The sequence below is a fragment of the Pseudocitrobacter corydidari genome, assembly GCF_021172065.1.
Taxonomy (GTDB): Bacteria; Pseudomonadota; Gammaproteobacteria; order Enterobacterales; family Enterobacteriaceae; genus Pseudocitrobacter; species Pseudocitrobacter corydidari.
In genome coordinates this window covers 4,837,258-4,860,478 of record NZ_CP087880.1, presented here as the reverse complement: position 1 = coordinate 4,860,478, position 23,221 = coordinate 4,837,258, and the positions used below count along the sequence as shown (strand labels likewise).

16 protein-coding genes and 3 tRNA genes are annotated in these 23,221 nt (G+C 56.5%); 6 read left to right on the top strand and 13 right to left on the bottom strand.

Going from position 1 to position 23,221, the window contains the following annotated elements:
• The first annotated feature begins 208 nt into the window (after window positions 1-208).
• The 3 genes from G163CM_RS22700 (at window position 209) to G163CM_RS22690 (ending at window position 534) form a co-directional block, all read left to right on the top strand.
• Window positions 209-285, top strand: a tRNA-Met gene (locus tag G163CM_RS22700).
• A gap of 44 nt (window positions 286-329) precedes the next feature.
• Window positions 330-406, top strand: a tRNA-Met gene (locus tag G163CM_RS22695).
• 51 nt (window positions 407-457) lie between these two features.
• Window positions 458-534 (top strand) — tRNA-Met (locus G163CM_RS22690).
• A gap of 90 nt (window positions 535-624) precedes the next feature.
• On the opposite strand, the gene amiC is transcribed toward G163CM_RS22690, so the two are convergent.
• The gene (amiC, locus tag G163CM_RS22685) at window positions 625-1,872 is read right to left on the bottom strand and encodes an N-acetylmuramoyl-L-alanine amidase AmiC (protein WP_231826367.1); all 1,248 of its coding nucleotides are present in this window, start codon (window positions 1,870-1,872) and stop codon (window positions 625-627) included.
• Window positions 1,873-2,102: 230 nt separating this feature from the next.
• On the opposite strand from amiC, the gene argA reads away from it, so the two are divergent.
• Window positions 2,103-3,434: an amino-acid N-acetyltransferase gene (argA, locus tag G163CM_RS22680; protein ID WP_015963212.1), complete on the top strand. Its 1,332-nt coding sequence runs from the start codon at window positions 2,103-2,105 to the stop codon at window positions 3,432-3,434.
• Window positions 3,435-3,475: 41 nt separating this feature from the next.
• Here the strand turns inward: argA and recD are convergent, their stop codons facing one another.
• From recD to rppH, 12 genes are all read right to left on the bottom strand, one after another.
• On the bottom strand, window positions 3,476-5,311 hold the full coding sequence (gene recD / locus G163CM_RS22675) for an exodeoxyribonuclease V subunit alpha (RefSeq protein ID WP_231826366.1): 1,836 nt from the start codon (window positions 5,309-5,311) through the stop codon (window positions 3,476-3,478).
• Window positions 5,308-8,871 (bottom strand): exodeoxyribonuclease V subunit beta, encoded by a 3,564-nt coding sequence (gene recB, locus G163CM_RS22670; RefSeq protein ID WP_231826365.1) that lies wholly within the window; start codon window positions 8,869-8,871, stop codon window positions 5,308-5,310. The genes recD and recB overlap by 4 nt, the downstream gene beginning before the upstream one ends.
• Window positions 8,868-11,753: a pitrilysin gene (ptrA, locus tag G163CM_RS22665; RefSeq protein ID WP_231826364.1), complete on the bottom strand. Its 2,886-nt coding sequence runs from the start codon at window positions 11,751-11,753 to the stop codon at window positions 8,868-8,870. Before ptrA ends, recB begins: the two co-directional genes overlap by 4 nt.
• 126 nt (window positions 11,754-11,879) lie before the next feature.
• Window positions 11,880-15,248 (bottom strand): exodeoxyribonuclease V subunit gamma, encoded by a 3,369-nt coding sequence (gene recC / locus G163CM_RS22660; protein WP_231826363.1) that lies wholly within the window; start codon window positions 15,246-15,248, stop codon window positions 11,880-11,882.
• A 12-nt stretch (window positions 15,249-15,260) separates the two neighbouring features.
• Complete coding sequence (locus G163CM_RS22655; RefSeq protein ID WP_231826362.1) at window positions 15,261-15,584, bottom strand: prepilin-type N-terminal cleavage/methylation domain-containing protein; 324 nt, start codon at window positions 15,582-15,584, stop codon at window positions 15,261-15,263.
• On the bottom strand, window positions 15,569-15,973 hold the full coding sequence (locus G163CM_RS22650) for a DUF2509 family protein (RefSeq protein WP_231826361.1): 405 nt from the start codon (window positions 15,971-15,973) through the stop codon (window positions 15,569-15,571). Before G163CM_RS22650 ends, G163CM_RS22655 begins: the two co-directional genes overlap by 16 nt.
• On the bottom strand, window positions 15,970-16,530 hold the full coding sequence (locus G163CM_RS22645; RefSeq protein WP_231826360.1) for a prepilin peptidase-dependent protein: 561 nt from the start codon (window positions 16,528-16,530) through the stop codon (window positions 15,970-15,972). Before G163CM_RS22645 ends, G163CM_RS22650 begins: the two co-directional genes overlap by 4 nt.
• Window positions 16,521-16,991 carry a prepilin peptidase-dependent protein gene (locus G163CM_RS22640; protein WP_231826359.1) on the bottom strand — a complete coding sequence of 157 codons (471 nt, stop codon included), beginning with the start codon at window positions 16,989-16,991 and terminating at the stop codon, window positions 16,521-16,523. The genes G163CM_RS22645 and G163CM_RS22640 overlap by 10 nt, the downstream gene beginning before the upstream one ends.
• Before the next feature lie 171 nt (window positions 16,992-17,162).
• Window positions 17,163-17,957 (bottom strand): thymidylate synthase, encoded by a 795-nt coding sequence (gene thyA, locus G163CM_RS22635; RefSeq protein ID WP_015963203.1) that lies wholly within the window; start codon window positions 17,955-17,957, stop codon window positions 17,163-17,165.
• A gap of 6 nt (window positions 17,958-17,963) precedes the next feature.
• Window positions 17,964-18,836, bottom strand: coding sequence for a prolipoprotein diacylglyceryl transferase (lgt, locus tag G163CM_RS22630; protein WP_015963202.1), 873 nt, complete (start codon window positions 18,834-18,836; stop codon window positions 17,964-17,966).
• A 176-nt stretch (window positions 18,837-19,012) separates the two neighbouring features.
• Entirely contained in the window at window positions 19,013-21,259 is a 2,247-nt protein-coding gene (ptsP, locus tag G163CM_RS22625; protein WP_231826358.1) for a phosphoenolpyruvate--protein phosphotransferase, read from the bottom strand.
• A gap of 12 nt (window positions 21,260-21,271) precedes the next feature.
• Window positions 21,272-21,802 (bottom strand): RNA pyrophosphohydrolase, encoded by a 531-nt coding sequence (gene rppH / locus G163CM_RS22620; protein ID WP_015963199.1) that lies wholly within the window; start codon window positions 21,800-21,802, stop codon window positions 21,272-21,274.
• A gap of 453 nt (window positions 21,803-22,255) precedes the next feature.
• On the opposite strand from rppH, the gene G163CM_RS23505 reads away from it, so the two are divergent.
• Together G163CM_RS23505 and mutH are read left to right on the top strand one after the other, a co-directional pair.
• Complete coding sequence (locus tag G163CM_RS23505; protein WP_338050257.1) at window positions 22,256-22,393, top strand: hypothetical protein; 138 nt, start codon at window positions 22,256-22,258, stop codon at window positions 22,391-22,393.
• A 92-nt stretch (window positions 22,394-22,485) separates the two neighbouring features.
• Window positions 22,486-23,181, top strand: coding sequence for a DNA mismatch repair endonuclease MutH (gene mutH / locus G163CM_RS22615; RefSeq protein WP_231826357.1), 696 nt, complete (start codon window positions 22,486-22,488; stop codon window positions 23,179-23,181).
• The last annotated feature ends 40 nt before the right edge of the window (window positions 23,182-23,221 follow it).

The following is a 23,221-nucleotide window of genomic DNA, read 5'->3' as shown; positions in this document are numbered from 1 at the left end:
GTATCTCGTCTTCTACGTAAATCGTGAATGCCCGAAGAAGATAACAAACCGCCAGGCCTATTGAAACGTGATAACGTCCCCTGAGCGCAATTTCGTACAAAAAACAGACCGAGCTGACGCTTTTTAACGCGTTTTCGGAAAAAATAACCATTTAAATCAAAAAATAGTTGCATCAGAAAGCGAGCAGAGTATAGTGCGCATCCACGGACGCGGGGTGGAGCAGCCTGGTAGCTCGTCGGGCTCATAACCCGAAGGTCGTCAGTTCAAATCTGGCCCCCGCAACCAATTACAATGTGAAAAGAGTTACTTGAAAGAGAGTAACAGACGGACGCGGGGTGGAGCAGCCTGGTAGCTCGTCGGGCTCATAACCCGAAGGTCGTCAGTTCAAATCTGGCCCCCGCAACCAACACATTGTACAAAAGAGAAAAGGTTACTCGATGGAAGAGTAACAGACGGACGCGGGGTGGAGCAGCCTGGTAGCTCGTCGGGCTCATAACCCGAAGGTCGTCGGTTCAAATCCGGCCCCCGCAACCAACAAAATCAAGCACCCATTTGGGTGTTTTTTTTTGCCTGTCATTTAGCCCAGCCATAAAAAAGAGCGCCGTAGCGCCCTATTCCTGTGCCTTATCGTCTTGCAAGCGTCGCGCCATCGGCAAAATAGGCTTTTATCCCCGCCAGAATAGACTCGGCGACTTCCTGCTGGAAGGTTGCCGTCTTGAGCTTACGTTCCTCTTCTACGTTACTGATAAACGCCGTTTCGACGAGGATCGACGGGATATCCGGTGCCTTCAGCACGGCAAAACCCGCCTGCTCAACCTGATTCTTATGCAGCTTATTCACCTTGCCCATATGCTTGAGCACCGCTTTGCCGAATTTCAGGCTATCGGCGATGGTCAGCGACTGCACCATATCAAACATGGTGTGGTCGACGTAGCGGTCGCCGCTTTTGCTCACCCCACCGATTAAGTCGGCGGCGTTCTGGGTTTGTGCGAGAAATTTCGCGGCGGTACTGGTTGCGCCTTTGGTTGAGAGCGCAAAAACCGATGACCCGCTCGGCTGACGGCTGGTGAAAGCATCGGCGTGAATAGAGACAAAAAGATCTGCGCGCTGCTTCTGGGCTTTCGCCACGCGCACCTTGAGCGGAATAAAGATATCTTCATTTCGCGTCATGTAGACCTTCATGTTGCCCTCTTTCTCGATAAGTGACCGCAGGCGTCGGGCAATTTGCAGCACCACATCTTTTTCACGCGTTTTATATTTACCCACCGCGCCGGAGTCTTCCCCACCGTGCCCCGGATCGAGCATGATAACGATAGGACGATCGCGCCCGGCTTTACCTGGCTGCGGCCCGCTCTGCGCAGGCGGCACCTGTTTATCGAGATCGCCACGGTTGTAATCTTCCAGCAACGCCAGCAGCGGATCCTGCACATCCTGCGCATTCGCCGGGTACAGGTCCATGACCAGACGCTCTTTAAACCCGGCAACCGGCGCCAGCGCAAACAGCTGCGGCGTGACGTTCTGCTTAAGCTCAAACACCATCCGCACGGTTTGCGGATCAAACTGCCCGACGCGCGCGGATTTAATAAAGGGATCGTCAGCGCGGATTTGCGCAGTCATGCCTTTCAACACCGAGTTCAGGTTCACGCCTTCGAGGTCGACGACAAGACGTTCCGGGTTGCTCAGCGCAAACTGTCGGTATTTCAGTTCCCGATTTGACTCAACCGTCACACGCGTATAGCTGGACGCAGGCCAGACGCGCACGGCCACCACCTGGCTTGTGGCAGCCATACCTACCTGACTGACGCTTAATAACCACATGGCGCCCGCCCCTTTTAACAAGCGGCGGCGGCTAAATGACTGACTTCCCGACATGCTTCTCCCGAGCCAATAATGCTTACTTTGGTATTACGCATAATAAGTTTGACCAAAAACTTTAACCAAAGGCGCATAAACTGTCATCTATAAAAGGGTAAACATTCTTTTGCTAAGCCCTTTTTCAGAATCCATTTTGCCCATTCGCGGAAAATTCGCGCTTGCACTCACAGCCAAAACAGAATAAAAATACATTTATTGCGAATAAAAATGCACTGAGAGGTCATGCCGTGGTGAAGGAACGTAAAACCGAACTGGTCGAAGGGTTTCGTCATTCAGTTCCCTATATCAATGCCCATCGGGGAAAAACGTTTGTCATCATGCTGGGCGGAGAAGCCATTGAACATGACAATTTCTCCAGTATTGTCAATGACATTGGCTTGTTGCATAGCCTGGGGATTCGCCTGGTGCTGGTCTATGGCGCGCGTCCACAAATTGATGCCAATCTTGAAGCGCATCATCATGAGCCTATCTACCACAAGCAAATTCGCGTGACCGATGCCAAAAGCCTCGAACTGGTTAAACAGGCAGCCGGATTATTACAACTCGATATCACCGCGCGTTTATCCATGAGCCTCAACAATACGCCGTTGCAGGGCGCGCATATCAACGTGGTGAGCGGTAACTTTATCATTGCCCAGCCGCTTGGCGTTGATGATGGCGTCGATTACTGCCACAGCGGGCGCATTCGTCGCATCGATGAAGAAGCGATTCATCGCCAGCTCGACAGCGGCGCAATCGTCCTGATGGGCCCGGTCGCCGTTTCCGTCACCGGCGAAAGCTTCAACCTGACCTCCGAAGAGATTGCCACGCAGCTGGCTATCAAACTGAAAGCGGAAAAGATGATCGGCTTCTGCTCTTCTCAGGGGGTTTTTGACCGTGAGGGTAACATCGTGCCAGAGCTGTTCCCCAACGAAGCACAGGCCCGCGTTGAGGAGCTTGAGCAGGAAGGCGATTACTTATCTGGCACCGTGCGTTTTCTGCGCGGTGCAGTAAAAGCGTGCCGCAGCGGCGTGCGTCGCAGCCACTTGATTAGCTATCAGGAAGATGGCGCGCTGTTGCAGGAGCTTTTCTCCCGCGACGGTATCGGCACCCAGATTGTGATGGAAAGCGCCGAGCAGATCCGCCGCGCCACCATCAACGATATTGGCGGCATCCTCGATCTCATCCATCCGCTGGAACAGCAGGGTATCCTGGTGCGCCGCTCCCGCGAACAACTGGAGATGGAGATCGACAAATTCACCATTATTCAGCGCGATAACACCACCATCGCCTGTGCGGCGCTCTATCCGTTCCCGGAAGAGAAAATCGGCGAGATGGCCTGCGTGGCGGTGCATCCGGATTATCAAAGCTCATCACGCGGGGAGGTGCTGTTGCAGCGCATCTCTACGCAGGCAAAGCAGATGGGGCTGAGTAAGCTGTTTGTGCTGACCACCCGCAGCATTCACTGGTTCCAGGAGCGTGGATTCCAGCCGGTGGACGTTGAGCTGCTGCCGGAAAGCAAAAAGCAGATGTATAACTACCAGCGGCGCTCAAAAGTGCTGATGGCGGATTTGGGGTGACGTTTTACGCCGGATGGCGCTAACGCCATCCGGCAAGCCCATTAATCCTCGGCGAAAATCGCCGCCAGCCCGCTGCGACGCTCGGTTCTGGCGACGATCGCCTGCCCTAACAACGCCGCATCGGCATACATCGACAATCGTGATTTCGCACGCGTAATCGCCGTATACACCAGTTCCCGCGTTACAACCGGCACCGGCTGCGTCGGCAAAACCAGCGCGGCATGCTCGAATTCAGAGCCCTGCGATTTATGCACCGTCATCGCCCACGCCGTATCGTGCTCGGGCAAACGACTCGGCTGCACCGATTTAATGGTTCCATCCGGCATCGGGAACCAGACGCGTAACCCCTGTCCACGATCGAGCGCCACGCCAATGTCACCGTTAAACAGCCCCAGCGCACTGTCGTTTCGGGCGATCATCACCGGACGCCCTTCATACCAGCGAGAATGCCGCTGCGGCGCAATCATGCGATGGCGCACCAGCGACAGTTCGAGCTGCTGATTCAACCCGCTGACGCCCCACGGCCCTTCGCGCAAGGCGCACAGGAGCTGATACTCACCAAAGGCCTGCAAAATTTCAGCCGGGTCGGCCTGCTGGCGCAGGCATTGCAGATAGCGCCCATAGCCCGCGCGCGCATCGTCGAGCATCGCTTCATATTCGTCGCTGGTGCGCAGGGATTTCAGTTCGATATCCGTAAAGCCGCGTGCAAAGACGTCACGCACGCCCGCGCAATCGCCCAGATTCACCGCGCGCGCCAGTTGCCCAATTCCTGAATCACTGCCGAAACGGTAGCTGGTACGCAGCAGGCAAAGGCTGTCACGCAATGCGCCAGCCGCCTCTCCTTCCCCTTCCGGCACCGTCGTGCCTGTCAGGCGACTCAGCTGAAGAGCGCGATACGGCGTATAGCCGCTGTTAACCCACGCGCAGATATCCCCCAGCACCGCGCCTGCTTCGACGGAGGCCAGCTGGTCGCGGTCACCAAGGAAAATCACCCGCCCGTGACGCGGCAGCGCGTCAATCAAGCGCGCCATCATCGGCAGGTCAATCATTGAGGCTTCGTCCACCACCAGCACATCCAGATGTAGCGGGTTTCCCGCGTGATAACGCATACGCTGGCTGCCCGGCTGCGCGCCTAACAGACGATGCAGCGTACTGGCATCTGTTGGCAGCATCGTTTTCTGAGCTTCTGTTAATGGCAATTTGCGCAGCGCCGCGCCCAGCGATTCGGTGAGTCGCGCCGCGGCTTTCCCGGTCGGCGCCGCCAGGCGAATACGGCATTTATTCTCTCCTGCAATGCGCACCAGCGCCGCCAGCAGTTTTGCTACGGTGGTGGTTTTCCCGGTGCCGGGCCCGCCAGAAATCACCGAAATGCGTCGGGTGAGCGCGACGGCGGCGGCGACTTTTTGCCAGTCGATGGTATCGGATGGCGGGAAAAGATCGGCGAGCGTCTCGGCAATCAGCGATTCATCAATAGGCTCTGCAAGCTGCGCATCGCGGAAGAAACGTGCGACGCTACGTTCATTACCCCACATGCGGTTCAGATACAGACGGTCCCCGCAGAGGATCAGCGGCGTCGGGCGCTCGCCCTGGCTCACCGCCTGCGAGGCCAATAGCAGGGCCGCCCAGTCGTCAGGCATTTCGACCGCGTCCAGCAGTTGCGTCCACAAGACTTTTGCTCGCCCGTGCAGCGTCGGCGCGTGCTGCAAATGGCTGAGCGGCAGGCAAACGTGCCCCTCTCCGGCGTCGCGGCTCAAAATGGCCGCCGCCAGCATCACGGCGGGATGTTCATTGCGGGCGATAGTCAGCGCGAACTGCACATCCAGCGGGCGCAGTAGCTTTAGCTCTGCGGCTTCAATCAATAAATTTTCCAGGCTCACGATGCCATCTCCTGCGTCTGCCCGGCAAACAGGGCGTCCATTGCATCAACCAGTTCCCGTTGGGGGCGGGTGCTAAAAATCCCCTGCTGGCCCGGCTCACCGTCCACGCCTCGCAGGAACAGGTAAATCACACCGCCAAAGTGTTGCTCGTAGTCATAACCGGCCAGGCGGTGGCGCAAATAGCGGTGCAGCGCCAGCGTATAGAGCTGGTACTGCAAATCGTAGCGGTGCGACTGCATCGCCTGTGCCATCGCCTGCTGGGTGTAAGCGTCGCTATTCGCGCCCAGCCAGTTCGATTTATAGTCAAGCAGGTAGTAGCGCCCGTTGTGGCGGAAGACCAGGTCGATAAAGCCCTTTAGCATCCCGCGCACCTGACGGAAATCAAGGGGCGGACAGCCCGCCGAGAGCGAGTCATAACGACGTATCACGGCATCCAGCGCCACCGGGTCGAGCGGCTTTTCGATAGGAAGATAGAACTCCATCTCCACCTGTTTTTGCCGTGCATCCAGTTGATTTAACGCCACGCCTTCTGGCGTGAGCGGCGTTGCCAGCACCTGAGATATCCAGCGCGTCAGCACCGGTTCCCAGTGATCTTCAAAGCCATTCAACAACAGTTTTTCACGCATCCATTCGGCATCAACCGGCTGCGTAAAATCGAGATCTTCAAACAGGCTGTGCAGGAAAGTGCCCGGCGATGCGCCGCGCGGGAAGTGATGCGGCGTGAGCGCTTCCTCTTCCATCGCGTCTCCTATGCCTGCGGCGTCGATATCCAGACGCGGCAGCAGATCCTGCGCCATGCTATGACCGCGCTGTTGCAGGCCGGAATAACTGGTAACGCGCCAGTCATCAACCATGCGCCGCATCACCTGGCGCGCCGTCAGTTCAGGCACCTCTGGCTGTAACGCCTGCCAGCGGGTGTCGTCGGGTTCGCTGGCAATCGTCAGCGCAATATGTTCATCACACAGCGCGCGCAGTGCGGCTTCCAGCCCGGCGGCGTCAAGCTGCTCGCCTTTTTGCAGCAGGCGGCCCGGCGCACTGTGGTGGATATCGGTTTCGGTCGCTTTGTCGCTGCGACGTGAAGTCAGCGGTGCCATGCCAAGGCTACAGTGCCAGACAGCGCGGGTTAGCGCCACGTAGAGCAGGCGTAAATCTTCCGCCAGCCGTTCCGCTTCCGCCAGCTCCAGGCTCTCTTCGCCCTGCTGGAGATCCAGCACCGCCGAGAAGGATTCGCGATCGTGATAAAACGCCTGATCCTGCTTGCGAAAACGGGCGATAAACGGCAGCCAGACCAGCGGATACTCCAGGCCTTTCGATTTGTGGATGGTGACGATTTGCACCAGGTGCTTGTCGCTCTCCAGTCGCATCTGTTGATTCGAGGCGTTGGTGTTGGGCTCGGCGATCTGTTGATTCAACCAGCGCACCAGCGCGTGCTCACTTTCAAGCTGTGTCGCGGCTTCCTGCAACAGTTCGCTTAAGTGCAGAATGTCGGTTAAACGGCGCTCGCCGCCGTGGGTCGCCAGCAGGTTTTCAGCGATGTTTCGCGCGCTCATCAGCGCGCGGAGCATCGGCATCACGCCGCGCTTTTGCCAGATGTCGCGGTACTGGCTGAACTCTTCCACCAGCGCATCCCAGGCAGCTTCATCCTGATTCAGGCGCTCGATATCCTGCGCGTTCAGGCCAAACATCGCCGTCGCCAGCGCGCTGCGCAGCGTGGTTTCACGCTCCGGGCTTAACGCCGCCTGCAGTACCCACAGCAACTCCTGCGCTTCGGGCGTTTCAAATACGCTGTCGCGGTTGGAGAGATAAACCGAAGGGATCGCCAGCGCATTGAGCGCATCGCGAATCAACGAGGCTTCCTGGCGATTACGCACCAGCACCGTGATGTCTGAGGCCTGCACCGGACGCGCTATTTCGCCGCGCCACAGCAGCGCCGTGCCCCGCTGCCCACCGGTCAGCCAGTCGCGAATTTGCGCCGCGCACTGACGCGCCATAAAGGCCTGATAATCGCCCGCGCCAACGCCCTGCCCTGGCATCAGGCAGACGTTCATCGCCGGTTGCGTTTCGCCATTAATTTCAAATTTCAGCGACTGGTTTTTGGCGGCGGATTTTACCGGCAAAAACGGGATATCGCGGAACATGAACGGGTTATCAACCGTGGTGAAAAGTTTGTTGATGCTTGCCACTACACCCGGCGCGGAACGCCAGTTGGTGTCCAGCGTGTAGTGCGCCGCCACGTCGCTGCGCGCGCGCATATAGGTAAAAATATCCGCACCGCGAAACGCGTAAATGGCCTGCTTCGGGTCGCCAATCAGCAGCAGCGCCGTATCCGGTTGCTGTCGCCAGATACGGCGGAAAATGCGGTACTGCTGCGGGTCGGTATCCTGGAATTCATCAATCATCGCTACCGGGAAACGCTGGCGAATCGCCGCGGCCAGCGCGTCGCCGCTTTCGCTTTGCAGCGCGGCGTCCAGACGGCTAAGCATGTCGTCAAAACCCAGTTCGCCGCGACGGCGTTTCTCCTGCGCCACCGCTTCGCGAATTTCCACCATTGCCTGAGTGATCACCAGGTCATTCAGGCTGAGCGGCGCGGCAAGCAGGGCCTCAATGGCGCTGAACAGCGGATGCGTCGGCACCTCTCCACCGGCTTTGGTACGTTCGACTAAAAAGGCCTGCGAGAACTTTTCCAGCGCATCCGGAAGCTGGTAGCCGCGTGTTTCCTCGCTCGCCCAGGCACTGACCTTATCAATCCATTTGCCCTGGTTGCCGCGATTAAATTTGCGCCGGTCGATGCCGGAGTTTTCCAGCACATCATTCAGTTCGCTAACCGCCGCCAGCCACTGGCGTTTAACCGCATCAATCTGCGCGACAATTTTTTCGTGCCGCGACGCCAGCGTCTCGCTGTCGTCCGGTGGGCGTTTGATGGTGGGTGCTTCGCCCTGCAAATAGCGGTCAATGGATTTCAGGAGATCCTGCGGCCCTTTCCAGGTGTCAAAAATCACCTGGGCGATTTCGCGCTTCAACGGGTAGCAGTAACGTCGCCAGAAATCGGCACAGGCCTGGTAGCGAAGCTGAGATTCATCTTCAATGAGCTGCTGTTCAAACAGCATGCCTGACTCAAAAGCGTTGAGGCTGAGCATGCGCTGACAGAAGCCGTGAATGGTAAAGACCGCCGCATCGTCCATCTGCCGCTCGGCCAGCAGCAGCACTTCCGCCGCCTGCTGTTTATCGGCGATTTCATCCAGCAAACGGGCGTAGAGCGGGTCAACGGTGGTTTCGGGTTCATCGGGGTTGTAGCGAAGACAAGCAATACGCAGCTCGTGAATGTTGCTGCGGATACGCCCGCGAAGCTCTTCCGTCGCCGCTTCGGTGAAGGTTACCACCAGCAGCTCTTCGACGTTGACGGGCCGGGGGAAAGCGGCGCTTTCGCCCAGGCCCAATAAGAGCCGCAGATAGAGTGCGGCGATGGTGAAGGTTTTTCCGGTGCCCGCAGAGGCTTCAATCAGGCGCTCGCCATACAGGGGCAAGCGCAGGGGATCAAGGGACTCGGCGGTATCGGTCATTCGTTCTCTCGTCTCAACGGTAAGGTTTGCTGCAATTCACTGATGCTTTGCCATACTTTCCAGCCTTCAGGATGGGCGTAGTCCTGTTTTCCGTTATCACTACCGGAAACCTGCGACAGTACGGTCATGCCCTGCGGCTCAACCACCGTTTGATGGAAGAAGTTGGCAACCTTAAGCGGCGTCAGTAACTTAATCTGGGCCACTACTTTATCACGTGAATCGAACGCCATATTACCCCTGTCGAAATCTTTACTGAGCTGTGACGCTTCTTCGCTCAGGGTTTGCGGGGCCTGCACCATTTGCGCAATCACCGCCTGCTGAATTTGCGCGAACTCTTCCGGTTTCATGGCACGCAGCTTCGCTTCCGCCGTCGGGAAGAACGCTTTAAAACGCTCCCACAGGAAGGCCGGTTGCTTGTCGCTGCTTTGCAGCAGGAAGCCCATACCCCACTGGCGACCCACGTTCATCGAGAAGGCAAACACCGCGTAACCCAGTTGCTCTTCCGTGCGTAGTTGCGTGTAGAACCACGGCTGGACAATTTGTGCCAGGACGGCGCTGGTCGCAGAGGTGCTGGCTTCATCGGCATTCACTGGTGCGAAAACGGCTGCCAGGGCGGAGTCCGTACTTGGGCCCGCTTTTTCAAAAATCGCCGACTGTTTTTTATCAATCAGCACATCTTTGTTGCGGCACCATTCGGTACCTTTTGCGCCAAGCTGTGTCTGGATGTTGTGCGCCAGCGTGCTGGAGGCCTCTTTGCTCAGGTTACCAATCACCATAAATTCCGGGCGGGCGTTGGTTTTGAGGCGATCGCGATAAGCCATCACCTCTTGCAATGTAATGGACGGTAACAATGCCCGGCGTTCTTCACGCTGGAAGTACGGCACCTGAGAAAGCATCTGCACCGGCATAATCGCCTGCTCGTAGGCTTTGCCTTTATCGGCGGAATCCATCATCTGGGCGTACCAGGATTTCGCCTGTGCCAGCTGCTCTTCCGTTGTCTGATAGCTGAAATAACCCTGCAACAGCGCATCAAACAGCTGCGGCAAACGCTGGGTATACCCGTTAGCGTTCAGCATCAGGCCATTATTTGCGCCGGTCGAGAAGCTGATGCCGCCGACCGCCGCCTGATTGCTGAGCTGGTCGAGCGAGATCCCCGCCAGATAATCATTGAGCGCAAACATCACCTGGTTACGGGCGCTGTCCATCGCTTTCGGATTACGCAGAATCAGCGTGACATCAGCCTTCGGTTCGCTGGCGAAGTAGTGGCTCGGCATATACACCAGACGCAGCGTCGGCTCATCAATGACAAGTTCAGGGTGCGTATAGCTTTTTTCCGGCTTAATCAGGGTGAAATCATCCGGGATATAGGGGTTCAGTTCCGGCAGCTTCAGCGAAATTGTTTCGGCTTTTTGCTGCCACTCGGTAAACGTCTGCGCGCTGATTTTGTCGACCTGATAAGGCGCATTCACGAAGTAAGCGGTTTTGTTATGCGGCTCTTTTTCGCTGATATACCAGACGCGCGCATTCTGCGGGGTCATCATCGCCAGACGCGCTTTTACCGCCTGCGCGTCAAACTGGTCGGCGATATTCACCGCATCCAGCGTATGCTGGACCGGCACGCGGATCATGGTGTCCGCCAGCCATTCGACATAGCCCATATCGCGGTTGATTGACGGATAACGGAAGTCGAGATCCAGCACGTGAGCCAGCTCATCGAAGTAACGCTTATCGATGCCTTTTTCCCGTAACAAATTGAGATAGCTAAAGATAGCGGCAACAACCTCATCGCGATGTGCGAGACCCTTATCGGTTAAGGTCGCGGAAATCGCCAGCACGCCGCTGTTGCCGTTCACCACCGGGTCAGAGTCGGCGCGAATGCCTTCCACCAGCCCCTGATTTTGCAGCCAGTCGGAGAGCGTGCCGGGGCTACGGTTACCAATCATGTAGGTAACCAGTTCATCAGTTTTGCTGCGGAACTGCGCGGTGTTGTTATCGATGCGAAACTCTACACGCAGCACTTTACGCGGCAGCGCCGGGACGTAGTGAATCAATACGCCTTTTTGCGCGTCGGTCACTACGGGCACATCAATTTGCGGCACGGTGATGGATTTGTTGGGTACGCGACCATAGGTTTGCGCCGCCATCTGCGCCAGCTCTGGCAACGGTTTATTACTGTAGATAACCGCTTTCATCAGGTTCGCAGAGTAGTATTGATCGCGGAAGGCGAGCAGCGCCTGATGCACCGGGCTGCCGGGCTTGTCGCTCAGCGTTTCCAGGTTACCGCCGGAGAAGCGTGAACCAGGGTGCGCCGGGTTAATGGTTTCGGCGCTCACCTGCGCCATGCGCATACCGTCGCGCGAGCGGGCCATAGTCAGCTCGGCGTTCACCGCATTGCGTTCGCGCTCAACGTATTTTTTATCCAGTTTGGGCGATGCGATCGCGTCGGCAAGGCGGTCAACCGCGCCCTGCAATGCATCGTTCTCTACTTCGAGATAAAAAGCCGTACGGTAAGGCGCGGTACTGGCGTTATGGCTGCCACCGTGCATTTTCAGATATTCAGCGAGGCTGTCAGGCTGCGGGTACATTTTCGAGCCCATCAGCGTCATATGTTCGAGGAAGTGCGCAAGGCCAGGATGGACCTCGGGATCCTGCAATGAGCCCACCGGCACAACCAGCGCCGACAGCGATTTCACCGCCTGAGGATCGGAAACCAGCAGCACCACCATGCCGTTATCGAGCTTGATAGCCTGATAGTGACGAGGATCTTTTTCACTTTTGCGGATGGTCTCCTGTACGGGTTGCCATCCGGTGTCTGCCTGACTAATAGGTGCCCAAAGGGCGGTAATCAAAACAACAACACTCAACCAGATACTACGGGGCATTCACGGACCTCATCATTAACAAACCGGCGGCTGAACGTGTCAGCCGGTGTATCGTATGCGCATCAGTCCGTGACTTCTTGCGCATAGTAAACGAAGGGTTTTAATTGCGCAATTTTTATACTGCCATTATGACTGGTGATAACGGAAAACCGGCAACAGGTAGCGCTGCGTCTGTTCGATAATGGCTTCATATTGCTCATTTTCGAGCGTGCGCCACAGACGTTGATACCATAAGTCACTGCCTTCGCCACTGACTACCATATTCCCTTCATACGCCTGAAGGAACTTGCTTCGCGCTTTTTGCTGCGTTTCGTCGTCCATCAGGAGCGTGTTGCTTTCGGCGTCGAAGCAGGCTTTCAGCCAGGCACCACCGCTTTCAGGCAGGAACAGTAGCGGCTGCGTCATGCCGAGTCGGTAACCTTCAACCAGCTCGGCAAGATAGCCGCTCGCTTCCGTAGCCGACAGCGGAGGGAAGCGCCACTCCCCCTCTTTGCGCAGCAGCAGACGGCTCTCGCCGCATCCGCCACTGGCACAATAGACAAGGTGTTCCAGCCAAAGTTGCATTCCCTGTGAAACGCTGAGCAAAGATGGGCGCCAGCGCAACAATCCGTTCGACTGCACTTGCGCCAGCCAGCCGGTGATGTTAACGCCAGCACACTCAAGGTCGATCTCCATGCTTTGCGCAGGCTCGCGCAGCTCGATAACGCGCGTGGCCAGCGCCTCCATTTCCTGACGCTGCACTTCCCAGGCAATTTCTCCGTATGGCCCGTAAGGCAGCGTGCCCGCCGCCCGATAGCGGCGATACATCTGCCCGGCGTCCTGCTCTTCAATCAGCGTATTCAGTAGCTGTTGATTGAGCTGATAGCGGGTCAGCCCTTCCAGGGTAAACGGTTCGGTATCCGGGATTTCACTCTCTTCGGAACGGAAATTTACCTGTAAGCGCATCTGGAAGAAGGCGCGCACCGGGTGCTGCCAGAAGCGCTGAAGCTGCTCCAGCGGTAGATGCGTGATATCGAGCGGCGCGAGGGGCTGAATAAACGGCGAATGCGCCTCGCCTTGCTGGCTGGCCGCCGCGAGCCATTCGCGGGCGTAGCTTTGCCGCTCATTGGCTGTGAAGTTCTCGGCATCAAACGGCATGCGCGTATGCTGGTGCATGATATGCGCTTTCACGCGCTTATCGCTCTCGTCGCAGTTCAGCGCTTCATCACCTTCCAGGCAATGGCTTTGCCCGATGTAATCCAGCAGTTCCTGCACCAGCACCGACGGGTAACGTTCGCTGTTGTCCTGAATGGAACGGCCAATGTAGCTGATATAGAGCGTCTGCCCGGCGGACATCAGCGCTTCGAGGAACAGATAGCGGTCGTCATCGCGACGGCTGCGGTCGCCGCGCACCGGTTTCTGGCTCATCAAATCGAAGCCCAGCGGCGGTAGCGCGCGCGGATACACACCATCGTTCATGCCCAGCAGGCACACCACTTTGAACGGAATGGAACGCATCGGCATCAGGGTACAGATGTTCACCGGCCCCGCCAGGAAGCGCTGGCTGATGCGCTCCTGATCGAGCCGGGAAGCCAGCTCGTCGCGCAGCAGTGAAAGCGGGACCATGCCCTCGTATTGAGACTGCGTTCCCTGCGCAATAATCGCCTGCCACTGCTGTTCAATCAGCGCCAGTGCGGCTTCCGTATCTTGATCCGGCAGGAAGAAGTCGTTGAGCATATCGCGACACACCGGCAGCCACTCTTCCAGCGGGCGATCCTGCGATAAGCCCTGCCGCCAGTGGTTAAGCTGCATTAATAACGATGCCAGGTGCCCCACCAGTTCGGCAATCAGACCGCTGGACTCATCATAAGGTAAGACCGATTGCCACTCGCCCTGCTGGCTTTCCATCGCGTAGCCAAGCAGCATACGCGTCAGGCCAAAGCGCCAGGTATGTTGCCCGGTGGCAGGAAGATCGAGTTCGCGGACGTTATCGTCATCAAGCCCCCAGCGAATACCGGACTCATTCACCCACTGGCGCAGGTAGCGCAGCCCCTCTTCATCAATGTTGAAACGAGCGGCCAGCACGGGTACGTCCAGCAGCGCCAGCACGTCTTCGCTGACAAAGCGGCTGTCGGGCAGCGAGAGCAGCGTGATAAACGCCTGCATCGCCGGATGCGCCTGACGGGCGCGACGGTCGGAAATGGCATACGGCAGATAGCGCTCGCCGGTGGCGCTGCCAAACACCGCCTGAATAAACGGGCTGTAGCTGTCGATGTCAGCGACCATCACAATGATATCGCGCGGCGTCAGCGTCGGGTCTGCTTCCAGCATCGCCAGCAGGCGATCGTGCAATATTTCCACTTCGCGCTGCGGGCTGTGGCAGACGTGAACCGTCAGGCTGCGATCGTCAGGCTTCAATACGCGTTTGCCGCCGCTGTGGGCAAACTCTTGCGCCGTGCGCCCGGCAATGGCGGAATTCTTTAATTCGAGAACGTCATGTTGCAGGTTGTGCAGCAGGTTATCCGGGTCAATATCAACAAACGCTTCCAGCTCCTGATAATGCTCCAGACCAGCAAGCAGGTAAATATAATCGCGCCCCAGCTTGCCCCAGGAGGCCAGCATCGGGTTGGTGACATTCTGCTCGCCGTCGTCGTTAAACAAACCCGGCGCGGCGTCGGCGTCGCGAAACAGCGGCAACTCGCGTTCTTCACGGAAGTGGCGACGCTGGCGCGCCTGCAAACGCGCCAGAAACGCCGGGTCCTGAATATCGCCCCAGTAGTAACGGCAAGGGTTAGTGAACAGCACGTAGATATCAATATGCTTGCCCAGCGCCTGTAAGGCGTGGAGATAAACCGGCGGCAGCGCCGAAATACCGCAGATAAACACGCGCGATGGCAGGCCTTCCGGGCACGTCTCGCTTTGTTCAAGGATATTGATAAAACGCTGATACAAATTGGCACGGTGCCAGAGCGGCTGACCGAGCGCTTCGGTGTGCGCCACCAGCGCTTTCCACAGGGGTGCCTGCCAGAGCTGCGCCTCACCGAGGCCATCCACCAGCTTGTCGTTTTCCCAGTCGGTTAGCCACTGTGGACGATACACCAGATACTGGTCGTAGAGATCCGCCACCCGTGAGGCAAGCTGGAACAGTTTGCGCTTGTCGGCATCGTCGTGCAGATAGTGGCGCAGCGGGGTAAAAGCGTCGTCCTCCAGCATTTGCGGCAGCAGGGTCATCAGCTTCCAGCTCATGCTCTGCTTGTTGAAGGCGCTTTCGCCGGGAATATCCGGCAGCACGCGGGTGAACATATCCCAGATAAAGCTGGCGGGAAGCGGAAAGTCGATATTCGCCGCAATGCCAAAGCGTTGCGACAGGGTCATCTGTAGCCATTGTGCCATCCCGGTGCTTTGCACCAGCACCATTTCAGACTCGAATGGGTCATCGAGCCGCTGTTGCTCAACAATGAACTCCATTAATGCTTCCAGCACATCCAGACGATTGGAGTGGTAGACCCGTAACATATTCGCTCCTGACTACAGATTGACGGGGCAATGCAGCCGCGTCATATGACCTTGCTTACCCAGCGGGGTAGTAATAGTAACATTGATGCTGACACAACGTTGGCTTGTTGTCTGCACGCGCTGGCTGCTCCAGCCTTCCGGCACGGGATGAGCCTGCCGCTGCGTTTGCAACCATGCATAGCGCCATAGCTGGCGATACTGATTAAGCTGATGGTTGCTCAACGCCAGGCTACGATAATATCCACCCAACGCCGTAACAACGCTGACCATCAGCAGCATCGCCAGTAGCACTTCCGGCAGGCTAAAGCCGCGCGTTTTGGCTAAGGCATCTGGCATAACGTTTTCTCCTGTAAGGGGCAAAAATCGCTCCAGCCGTGAGGCGAAAACACAATACCGTTACCCTGCCTTGTGCCGGATTGCCAAAGCTGAATGCCGTTACTCTCCGCCATCAGCAGTATGGCGTCACCGTTAAGCTGTCGCAGACACACGCGAGCCCCGTCGCTGTTTGCCCGGCACTGGACACTCATCGCTATCTGCCACGATAAAATTTTCCCCCACTGAAGTGCGGAGTGCGCCCGCGCCGTATCGCGCAGCGCCAGCGTTTCATCATTGACCATTGCCACTTGCCGACGCTGAGCCTGGTTAAGCCCCTGTAACATCAAACTGCCTAACACCAGCAGTAACAGAACGAGCGCCAGTGACGATGCCCCCCGCTCGCGATTCACAGGTTGTACCCCGTCACGCTATACAGCGCATTGACGTTACCCGCACCATTGATAGAGGATGCACTTAGCGCGACCGTTAACTCCGGTGGAAACCCGGCGCTGTTTTGCCGCGTAACCTGAAACTGCGTGATGGTCACCGTCGCCGGGTCGATCATTTTATCCCACCCTTTTCCCTCGCAGCTCGACGCGCCGCGTAAGGTTTCCAGCACGCCCTTCTGCAGGCGAAAGCCAATACTGTCGGCATCGGTCATCGGCGATACCTGCCAGATGCCGTCGCTGTTAGCATCCCAGCGAATAATGACGCACCGCCCCTGCTGCGCAAGTTCCAGCGGCTCGCCCTGACATTCACCGTTGCAGTAGCCGGCGCGTTGCAGATGCTTCGCCACCGTATACAGCCGCTGCCAGACCTCATCTTCCAGCGCCTGCTGACGGGTCTGTTGTAAAATGCCACGCTGTAACGCGGGAAGAAAACGCGACGCCCCCAGCAGCAATACGCTGCTGATAGCCATTGAAATCAGCACTTCCGGCAGCGAAAAACCGCGCATGATCACTGGCACTCGTTGCCTCCTTCACGTTCACACAACCGTATTCGTCCAAAGCTTGAGAGAATCACTTCCCAGTGTCCGGCAGTGCTTTGAACTGAAATACTCCCGGCCCACGCGGTGTTACGTAACCCGAAAAACCCCAGAGAAGGTGTGATGCCCGCCAGTTGCACCTCGGCCCACGGCGGCAGAAAAACCAGCGGATTAGCCAGTGGACAACCTTCCGTCACGGTGTCATCCGCCACCAGACACCATCGCGCATCAACGTAATGGGCTTTAATCATTCGGTCACGGTTATGCCAGTTAGCGTCATTACGCAAAAAAAGCAGGTAATCACGCAGCTGCGTCGCGGTTTGCCAGAGCCGCTGTTGCTGCTGCCAGCTTTGCCAGCCATATAGCCCGCCCGCGCTAAGGATGATAACCAGCGAGACCGCAACCAATGTTTCAATCAGGGTGTAACCCGTTTGTTTGTTCATGGCGGGGAGTATCGGAAAACCGAAGATACGTTGCGAGAGGCAGATTGCATTTCTACGAGGCGCTTTCCAGTGAATTTACGCGGTTGCAGCGGCTTGCAAAAAAATGGGAAGGCGAATTCCAGACATAAAAAAACCGGCACGCAGAAGGTGCCGGTTTTTCATACGATGCGATTAAATCGCAACGGGCGCTTTAATACCCGGATGCGGGTCGTAGCCTTCAATCTCGAAATCTTCGAAACGGTAATCAAAGATAGATTCCGGCTTACGCTTAATAATCAGTTTCGGTAGGGCGCGCGGTTCGCGAGTTAGCTGAAGTGCAGTCTGCTCCATATGGTTGCTGTACAGGTGCGTATCGCCGCCCGTCCAGACAAAATCGCCCACTTCCAGGTCGCACTGCTGCGCCATCATATGCACCAGCAGCGCATAGCTGGCGATGTTAAACGGCAGACCGAGGAACACATCGCAGGAACGTTGATAGAGCTGGCAGGAGAGCTTGCCATCGGCAACATAGAACTGGAAGAACGCATGGCATGGGGCCAGCGCCATTTTATCCAGCTCGCCCACGTTCCACGCCGACACAATAATGCGGCGGGAATCTGGGTCGTTTTTCAGCTGATTCATTACCGTGGTGATCTGGTCGATATGGCGGCCATCCGGCGTAGGCCAGGCGCGCCACTGTTTACCGTAAACCGGGCCTAAATCGCCGTTTTCATCAGCCCACTCGTCCCAGATAGTGACGTTATTTTCACGCAGATACGCCACGTTGGTGTCGCCCTGCAGGAACCACAACAGTTCGTGGATGATGGAGCGTAAATGACAACGTTTTGTCGTCACCAGCGGGAAGCCATCCTGCAAGTTAAAGCGCATCTGGTGGCCAAAAATGGAGGTCGTGCCCGTGCCGGTACGGTCATTTTTCTGGGTGCCTTCATCAAGCACCTTCTGCATCAATTCAAGATACTGTTTCATGATTCCTCAGGAGACGTGTTGCTGCGGACGGCGGAATGCCCAAACCATCATAATGATACCCGCAAGCACCATCGGAATGGAAAGGATCTGCCCCATGCTGATGTACTGAACCCACGCGCCGGTGAATTGCTGATCCGGCTGGCGGAAGAATTCAACAATGATACGGAACAGGCCATAGCCTATCAGGAACAGGCCGGAGACCGAACCCGCCGGGCGCGGTTTGCGGATAAACCAGTTGAGGATCAGGAACAGCACCACGCCTTCCAGCGCCATTTCATACAGCTGAGACATATGGCGCGGCAGCGAGCCGTAAGTATCAAACAGCGATTGCCATTCAGGGTGCGATGGCAGCAGCGCCAGGTCTTCTGCGCGCGAGTTTGGGAACAGCATGGTGTACTTGAAGCCTGGGTCGACGCGGCCCCACAGTTCGCCGTTGATAAAGTTGCCCAGGCGCCCGGCGCCCAAACCAAATGGGATCAGCGGAGCAATAAAGTCAGAGACCTGGAAGAAAGTGCGTTTGGTGCGTTTCGCGAAGACGATCATCACGATAATCACGCCAATCAGCCCGCCGTGGAAGGACATGCCACCATCCCAGACGCGGAACAGATAGAGCGGGTCATTCAGGAACAGGTCGAAGTTATAGAACAATACGTAGCCGATACGCCCACCGAGGAATACCCCGAGGAAGCCCGCATACAGCAGATTTTCAACTTCATTTTTCGTCCAACCACTGCCAGGGCGATTCGCCCGACGGCCCGCCAGCCACATCGCGAAGACGAAGCCGACCAGATACATCACGCCGTACCAGTGCAGCGAAACCGGTCCAATGGAAAAAATTACCGGGTCAAATTCCGGGAAACGCAGATACCCACTATTCATCTGTCACCACAAGTTCTTGTTATTCCGCCGAAAGTGGTCAGCGGTATAGATGTGCGCCTACGTGAAACGGACGCGCCAAAGGGCAGAATGATAGCACAAGGCTCGCAGGAGAGGATGCGGGGAAGATGTAAAAGATGTGTATAGGGAGAGGGCATCAACGTGCCCAATCACCCGATTTACCGCCCCCCGCGAATCAACCCACCCAGCCCGCGTCGCTCCATAAACGCCGCCACCTGATGGCGTACTTCAGTGGTGAGCTGCGCTTCCAGGCTACGCTGGGCCAGCGTTTGAGCCTCTTCAAGTTCAACGTTTCGAAGCAAATACTTCACACGTGCCACTGAGCGGCCATTCATCGATAAATGCCGGAAACCGAGCCCAACCAGTATCGTCACGCACATCGGGTCGCCCGCCATTTCACCACACAGGCGAAGATCGATATCGTAGCGCTCCGCTTCCTGCACTACCATCGACAGCACGCGCAGCATGGCCGGATGCAGACTATCGTAGATGTTCGCCACCCGCGTATTGTTACGATCCACCGCCAGAATGTACTGGGTAAGATCGTTAGTGCCGACGGAGATAAAGTCGATGCGATTAGCCAGATGCGGCAGCATAAAGACCATCGACGGCACTTCAAGCATGATGCCGATACGCGGTTTCGGGATCGCGTAGCCGATCATCTCTTCCACTTCACGTCCGGCGCGATCAATCAGACGACGCGCTTCATCAACCTCTTCAAGGCTGGTGACCATGGGCAGCAAAATACTAAGGTTACCGGTCGCGGCGTTGGCACGCAGCATGGCGCGCACCTGGATCAGGAAGATCTCCGGCTGATCGAGCGTAATGCGGATCCCACGCCAGCCCAGGCACGGGTTTTCTTCGCTGATGGGCATGTAGGGCAGTTGTTTATCCGCACCGACATCAAGCGTACGCAAGGTCACCGGTTTGTCGTTGAACATCTGCAACATGCCCTGATACTGCGCAACCTGCTCTTCTTCCGACGGGAAGCCGCTTTGCAGCATAAACGGGATTTCGGTGCGATAGAGGCCAATGCCGTCAATGCGCCGCCCCTGCTTCTCTTCATGCTCCGGGCTAAGGCCCGCGTTGAGCATAACTTTTACCCGTTCGCCGCTTTTAAGCTGCGCCGGGCGTTCCACATCATCTTCGGCGATGCGGCTGAGCTCATGCTCTTCGCTGATAAGGCGTTGATATTCCTGAATCAGGATCGGTTCAGGGTCAACCAGCAATTCACCGCGATAGCCATCCACCACCAGGTTGCGACCATGCAGCACCGATGGCTGGATATCCGCGCCCATGACGGTGGGAATGCCGAGTGCACGCACCATGATCGCCGCATGCGAGTTTGCCGCGCCGTCGCGAACCACCACGCCTACCAGTCTGTCCTGCGGTACTTCCGCAAGCGTGGTAGCCGAGAGTTCATCCGCCACCAGCACGAAACGTTCCGGCCAGGCATTTGCCCCCTGAATGGTATCGTCGAGATGGAACAGCAGACGCTGGCCCAGCGTGCGCAGGTCGCCCGCACGCTCTTTCAGATAGCCGTCACTCAGCGCTGCAAACTGTTCGGCAAACTTCTCAATAACTTTTTTGACCGCCCACTCAGCAACCGAGCCTTTATCCACTTCGGCAAACAGCGCCCGACGCAGGCTGGCATCGGAAAGCAGGTGCGAGTAAAGGTCGAAAATCGCCGCCGTTTCTTTCTGCGCTCCGGCGGCATAACGCTTGCTGTAGCGGCGGAACTCATTGGCCGCTTCTTCCAGCGCGCCGGTCAGGCGTTCGCGCTCTTGCGCGGTGTCGAGCGTCGAGGCTTCGTATACCTGCTCCATTAATGGCAGCGTGGCATCCATCCAGCCTTCGGCAATCGCCACCCCGGACGACGCCGGAAGCGCGCGAATGCGCGTCTGGCGATACTGACCAAACAGCGCAGTCAGCTGCGATTGGGAAAGTATCGCCGCCATTTGCGTCGCGAGGGTGACCAGGAAAGACTCTTCGCTTTCATCGTACTGACGCAGCTCGCGCTGCTGAACCACCAGCACGCCAAGCAGCTGTCTCCGCTGAATAATCGGCACGCCAAGGAAGGCGCGGAAACGCTCTTCTTTTACGGAAGGAATATATTTAAAACTGGGGTGTTTTTGCGCGTCGGCCAGGTTGATAGGTTCGGCCAGTCGGCCCACCAGGCCGACGATGCCTTCATCGAAGGCGAGCGTGACCGTACGACCGCGCGGTTTTTTTAAGCCGCGCGTCGCCATCAGGTAATAGCTGCGTCGGTCGTGGTCGGCCAGGTAAACCGAGCACACCTCGGTTTCCATCGCCAGGCAGATATCCGTAACCAGGATATCCAGCGCCTCGTTCAAACGCGGCGCACTGGCAACCTTCTCGACTATTTCGCGTAAGCGAGTGAGCATAATGTGCGTGGCTTAACCTCTTTTACGTCGATAAGCTGGCGCGCTTTGCGGCCTGGAGTTGCTTTCCGCAAGCGCCATCACAACACTGGCGAACTCTTTCATCACCCGGCGGTATACATCACGCTTAAACGAGACGACCTGACGCACCGGATACCAGTAACTCACCCAGCGCCAGCCATCGAACTCCGGCGTGCTGCTGGTTTGCATATTGATATCTGCGTCATTGCCAATCAACTGCAAGAGAAACCACTTCTGCTTCTGGCCGATACAAACCGGCTTTGTGTCCCAACGCACCAAACGTTTCGGCAACTTGTAACGCAACCAGTTTCGGGTTGAAGCGAGGATCCGCACATCCTTGCGGCTTAATCCTACTTCTTCAAACAGTTCCCGATACATCGCCTGCTCTGCGGTTTCTCCCGGATTTATCCCGCCCTGCGGGAATTGCCAGGAGTGCTGACCATAGCGCCGAGCCCACATGACCTGGCCCTGACGGTTGCAAATTACAATACCAACATTTGGGCGGTAGCCATCGTCATCAATCACCGGACTACCTCAAAATAAGCTTCAATGTGAATGATTGTTTCATACTCCCCGGAAACGGTAAACCACTCTATTACCCCGCTCACAACGAATAACATTTGAATAACTCACAGTAATGAGCCGAGTTATAAACAGAGGCGCGAGCACAAAGGCGATTTTATTCACTTTTTCTGTGGATAGAGTTGTGAAGAAGTATGGAATTAACCAGGGAAAACCCGGAGTAGTCCTAATCAACAGGGATGAGAGCATCTCAGGAAAACGCTATTTTTCATAAAGTTATTATGACCTTTTGTCAGTTATTACAGCATAACGTGATGATCATCACATCACCGATCCTTTGATTGATGAAAGATCGAGCAACGTTGGTTTTATCCACAGATTGTGCCAACATCTTAGGCATCTTTTGTGCGAAAATTCGATTTTCGTCGCACGTCAAGGCTGTAAATCGAAACAGTAGTGGGGCTTTTCCCCAGTTATCCCACTTTTCTGTGGATAACATGGTGTAAGATCCTGTTCATTGCCAGTGACCAGAATTGGAAAACCTTTTTTCTACAACTTTTTCATGAGCAAAAACTCAAAAAAAAGCCATATTAATCATGCGATTGGTATATTTACTCAGAAAAAGTTAAACTCTATCCACAGTGTGCAAAACTCTCGTTCATTTTTTGACCAAAAGGTTAAACCTTATGTCTGCCCTGATTCCATTGACCACTTCCCCACAAACTCAGGCTGAGTTGTTAACACAAGCGCAACGTCTTGCCGGGTATTCATTGGGGGAACTGGCGGCGATGGCCGGGCTACCCATTCCGAAAGATTTGAAACGCGATAAAGGCTGGATTGGCATTCTTCTTGAGCTATGGCTGGGGGCCAGCGCGGGCAGTAAACCCGAGCAAGATTTCGCCGCCCTGGGCGTCGAACTTAAAACGATTCCCATTGATAGTCTGGGCCGCCCGCTGGAAACCACGTTTGTCTGCGTTGCACCGCTCACCGGTAACACCGGGGTGACCTGGGAGAACAGCCACATACGTCATAAACTGAAATGCGTTTTGTGGGTCCCGGTTGAAGGCGAGCGTTCAATTCCGCTGGCTGAACGCCGTGTGGGTTCGCCGCTGCTGTGGACGCCGAGCGCCGAAGAAGAGAGGCAGTTGCAGATGGACTGGGAGGAACTGATGGACCTCATCGTGCTGGGTCAGGTCGAGAAAATCACCGCCCGCCACGGCGAAGTGCTGCAACTGCGCCCTAAAGCCGCCAACAGTAAAGCGCTGACGGAAGCCATTGGCGCGCATGGCGAACCGATTCTGACGCTGCCGCGCGGCTTTTATCTGAAGAAAAACTTCACCTCCGCCCTGCTGGCCCGTCACTTCATGCTACAAACGTATTAATCTTTTTACCCCGCCGTGTGACACGCTTATAATTGACGCT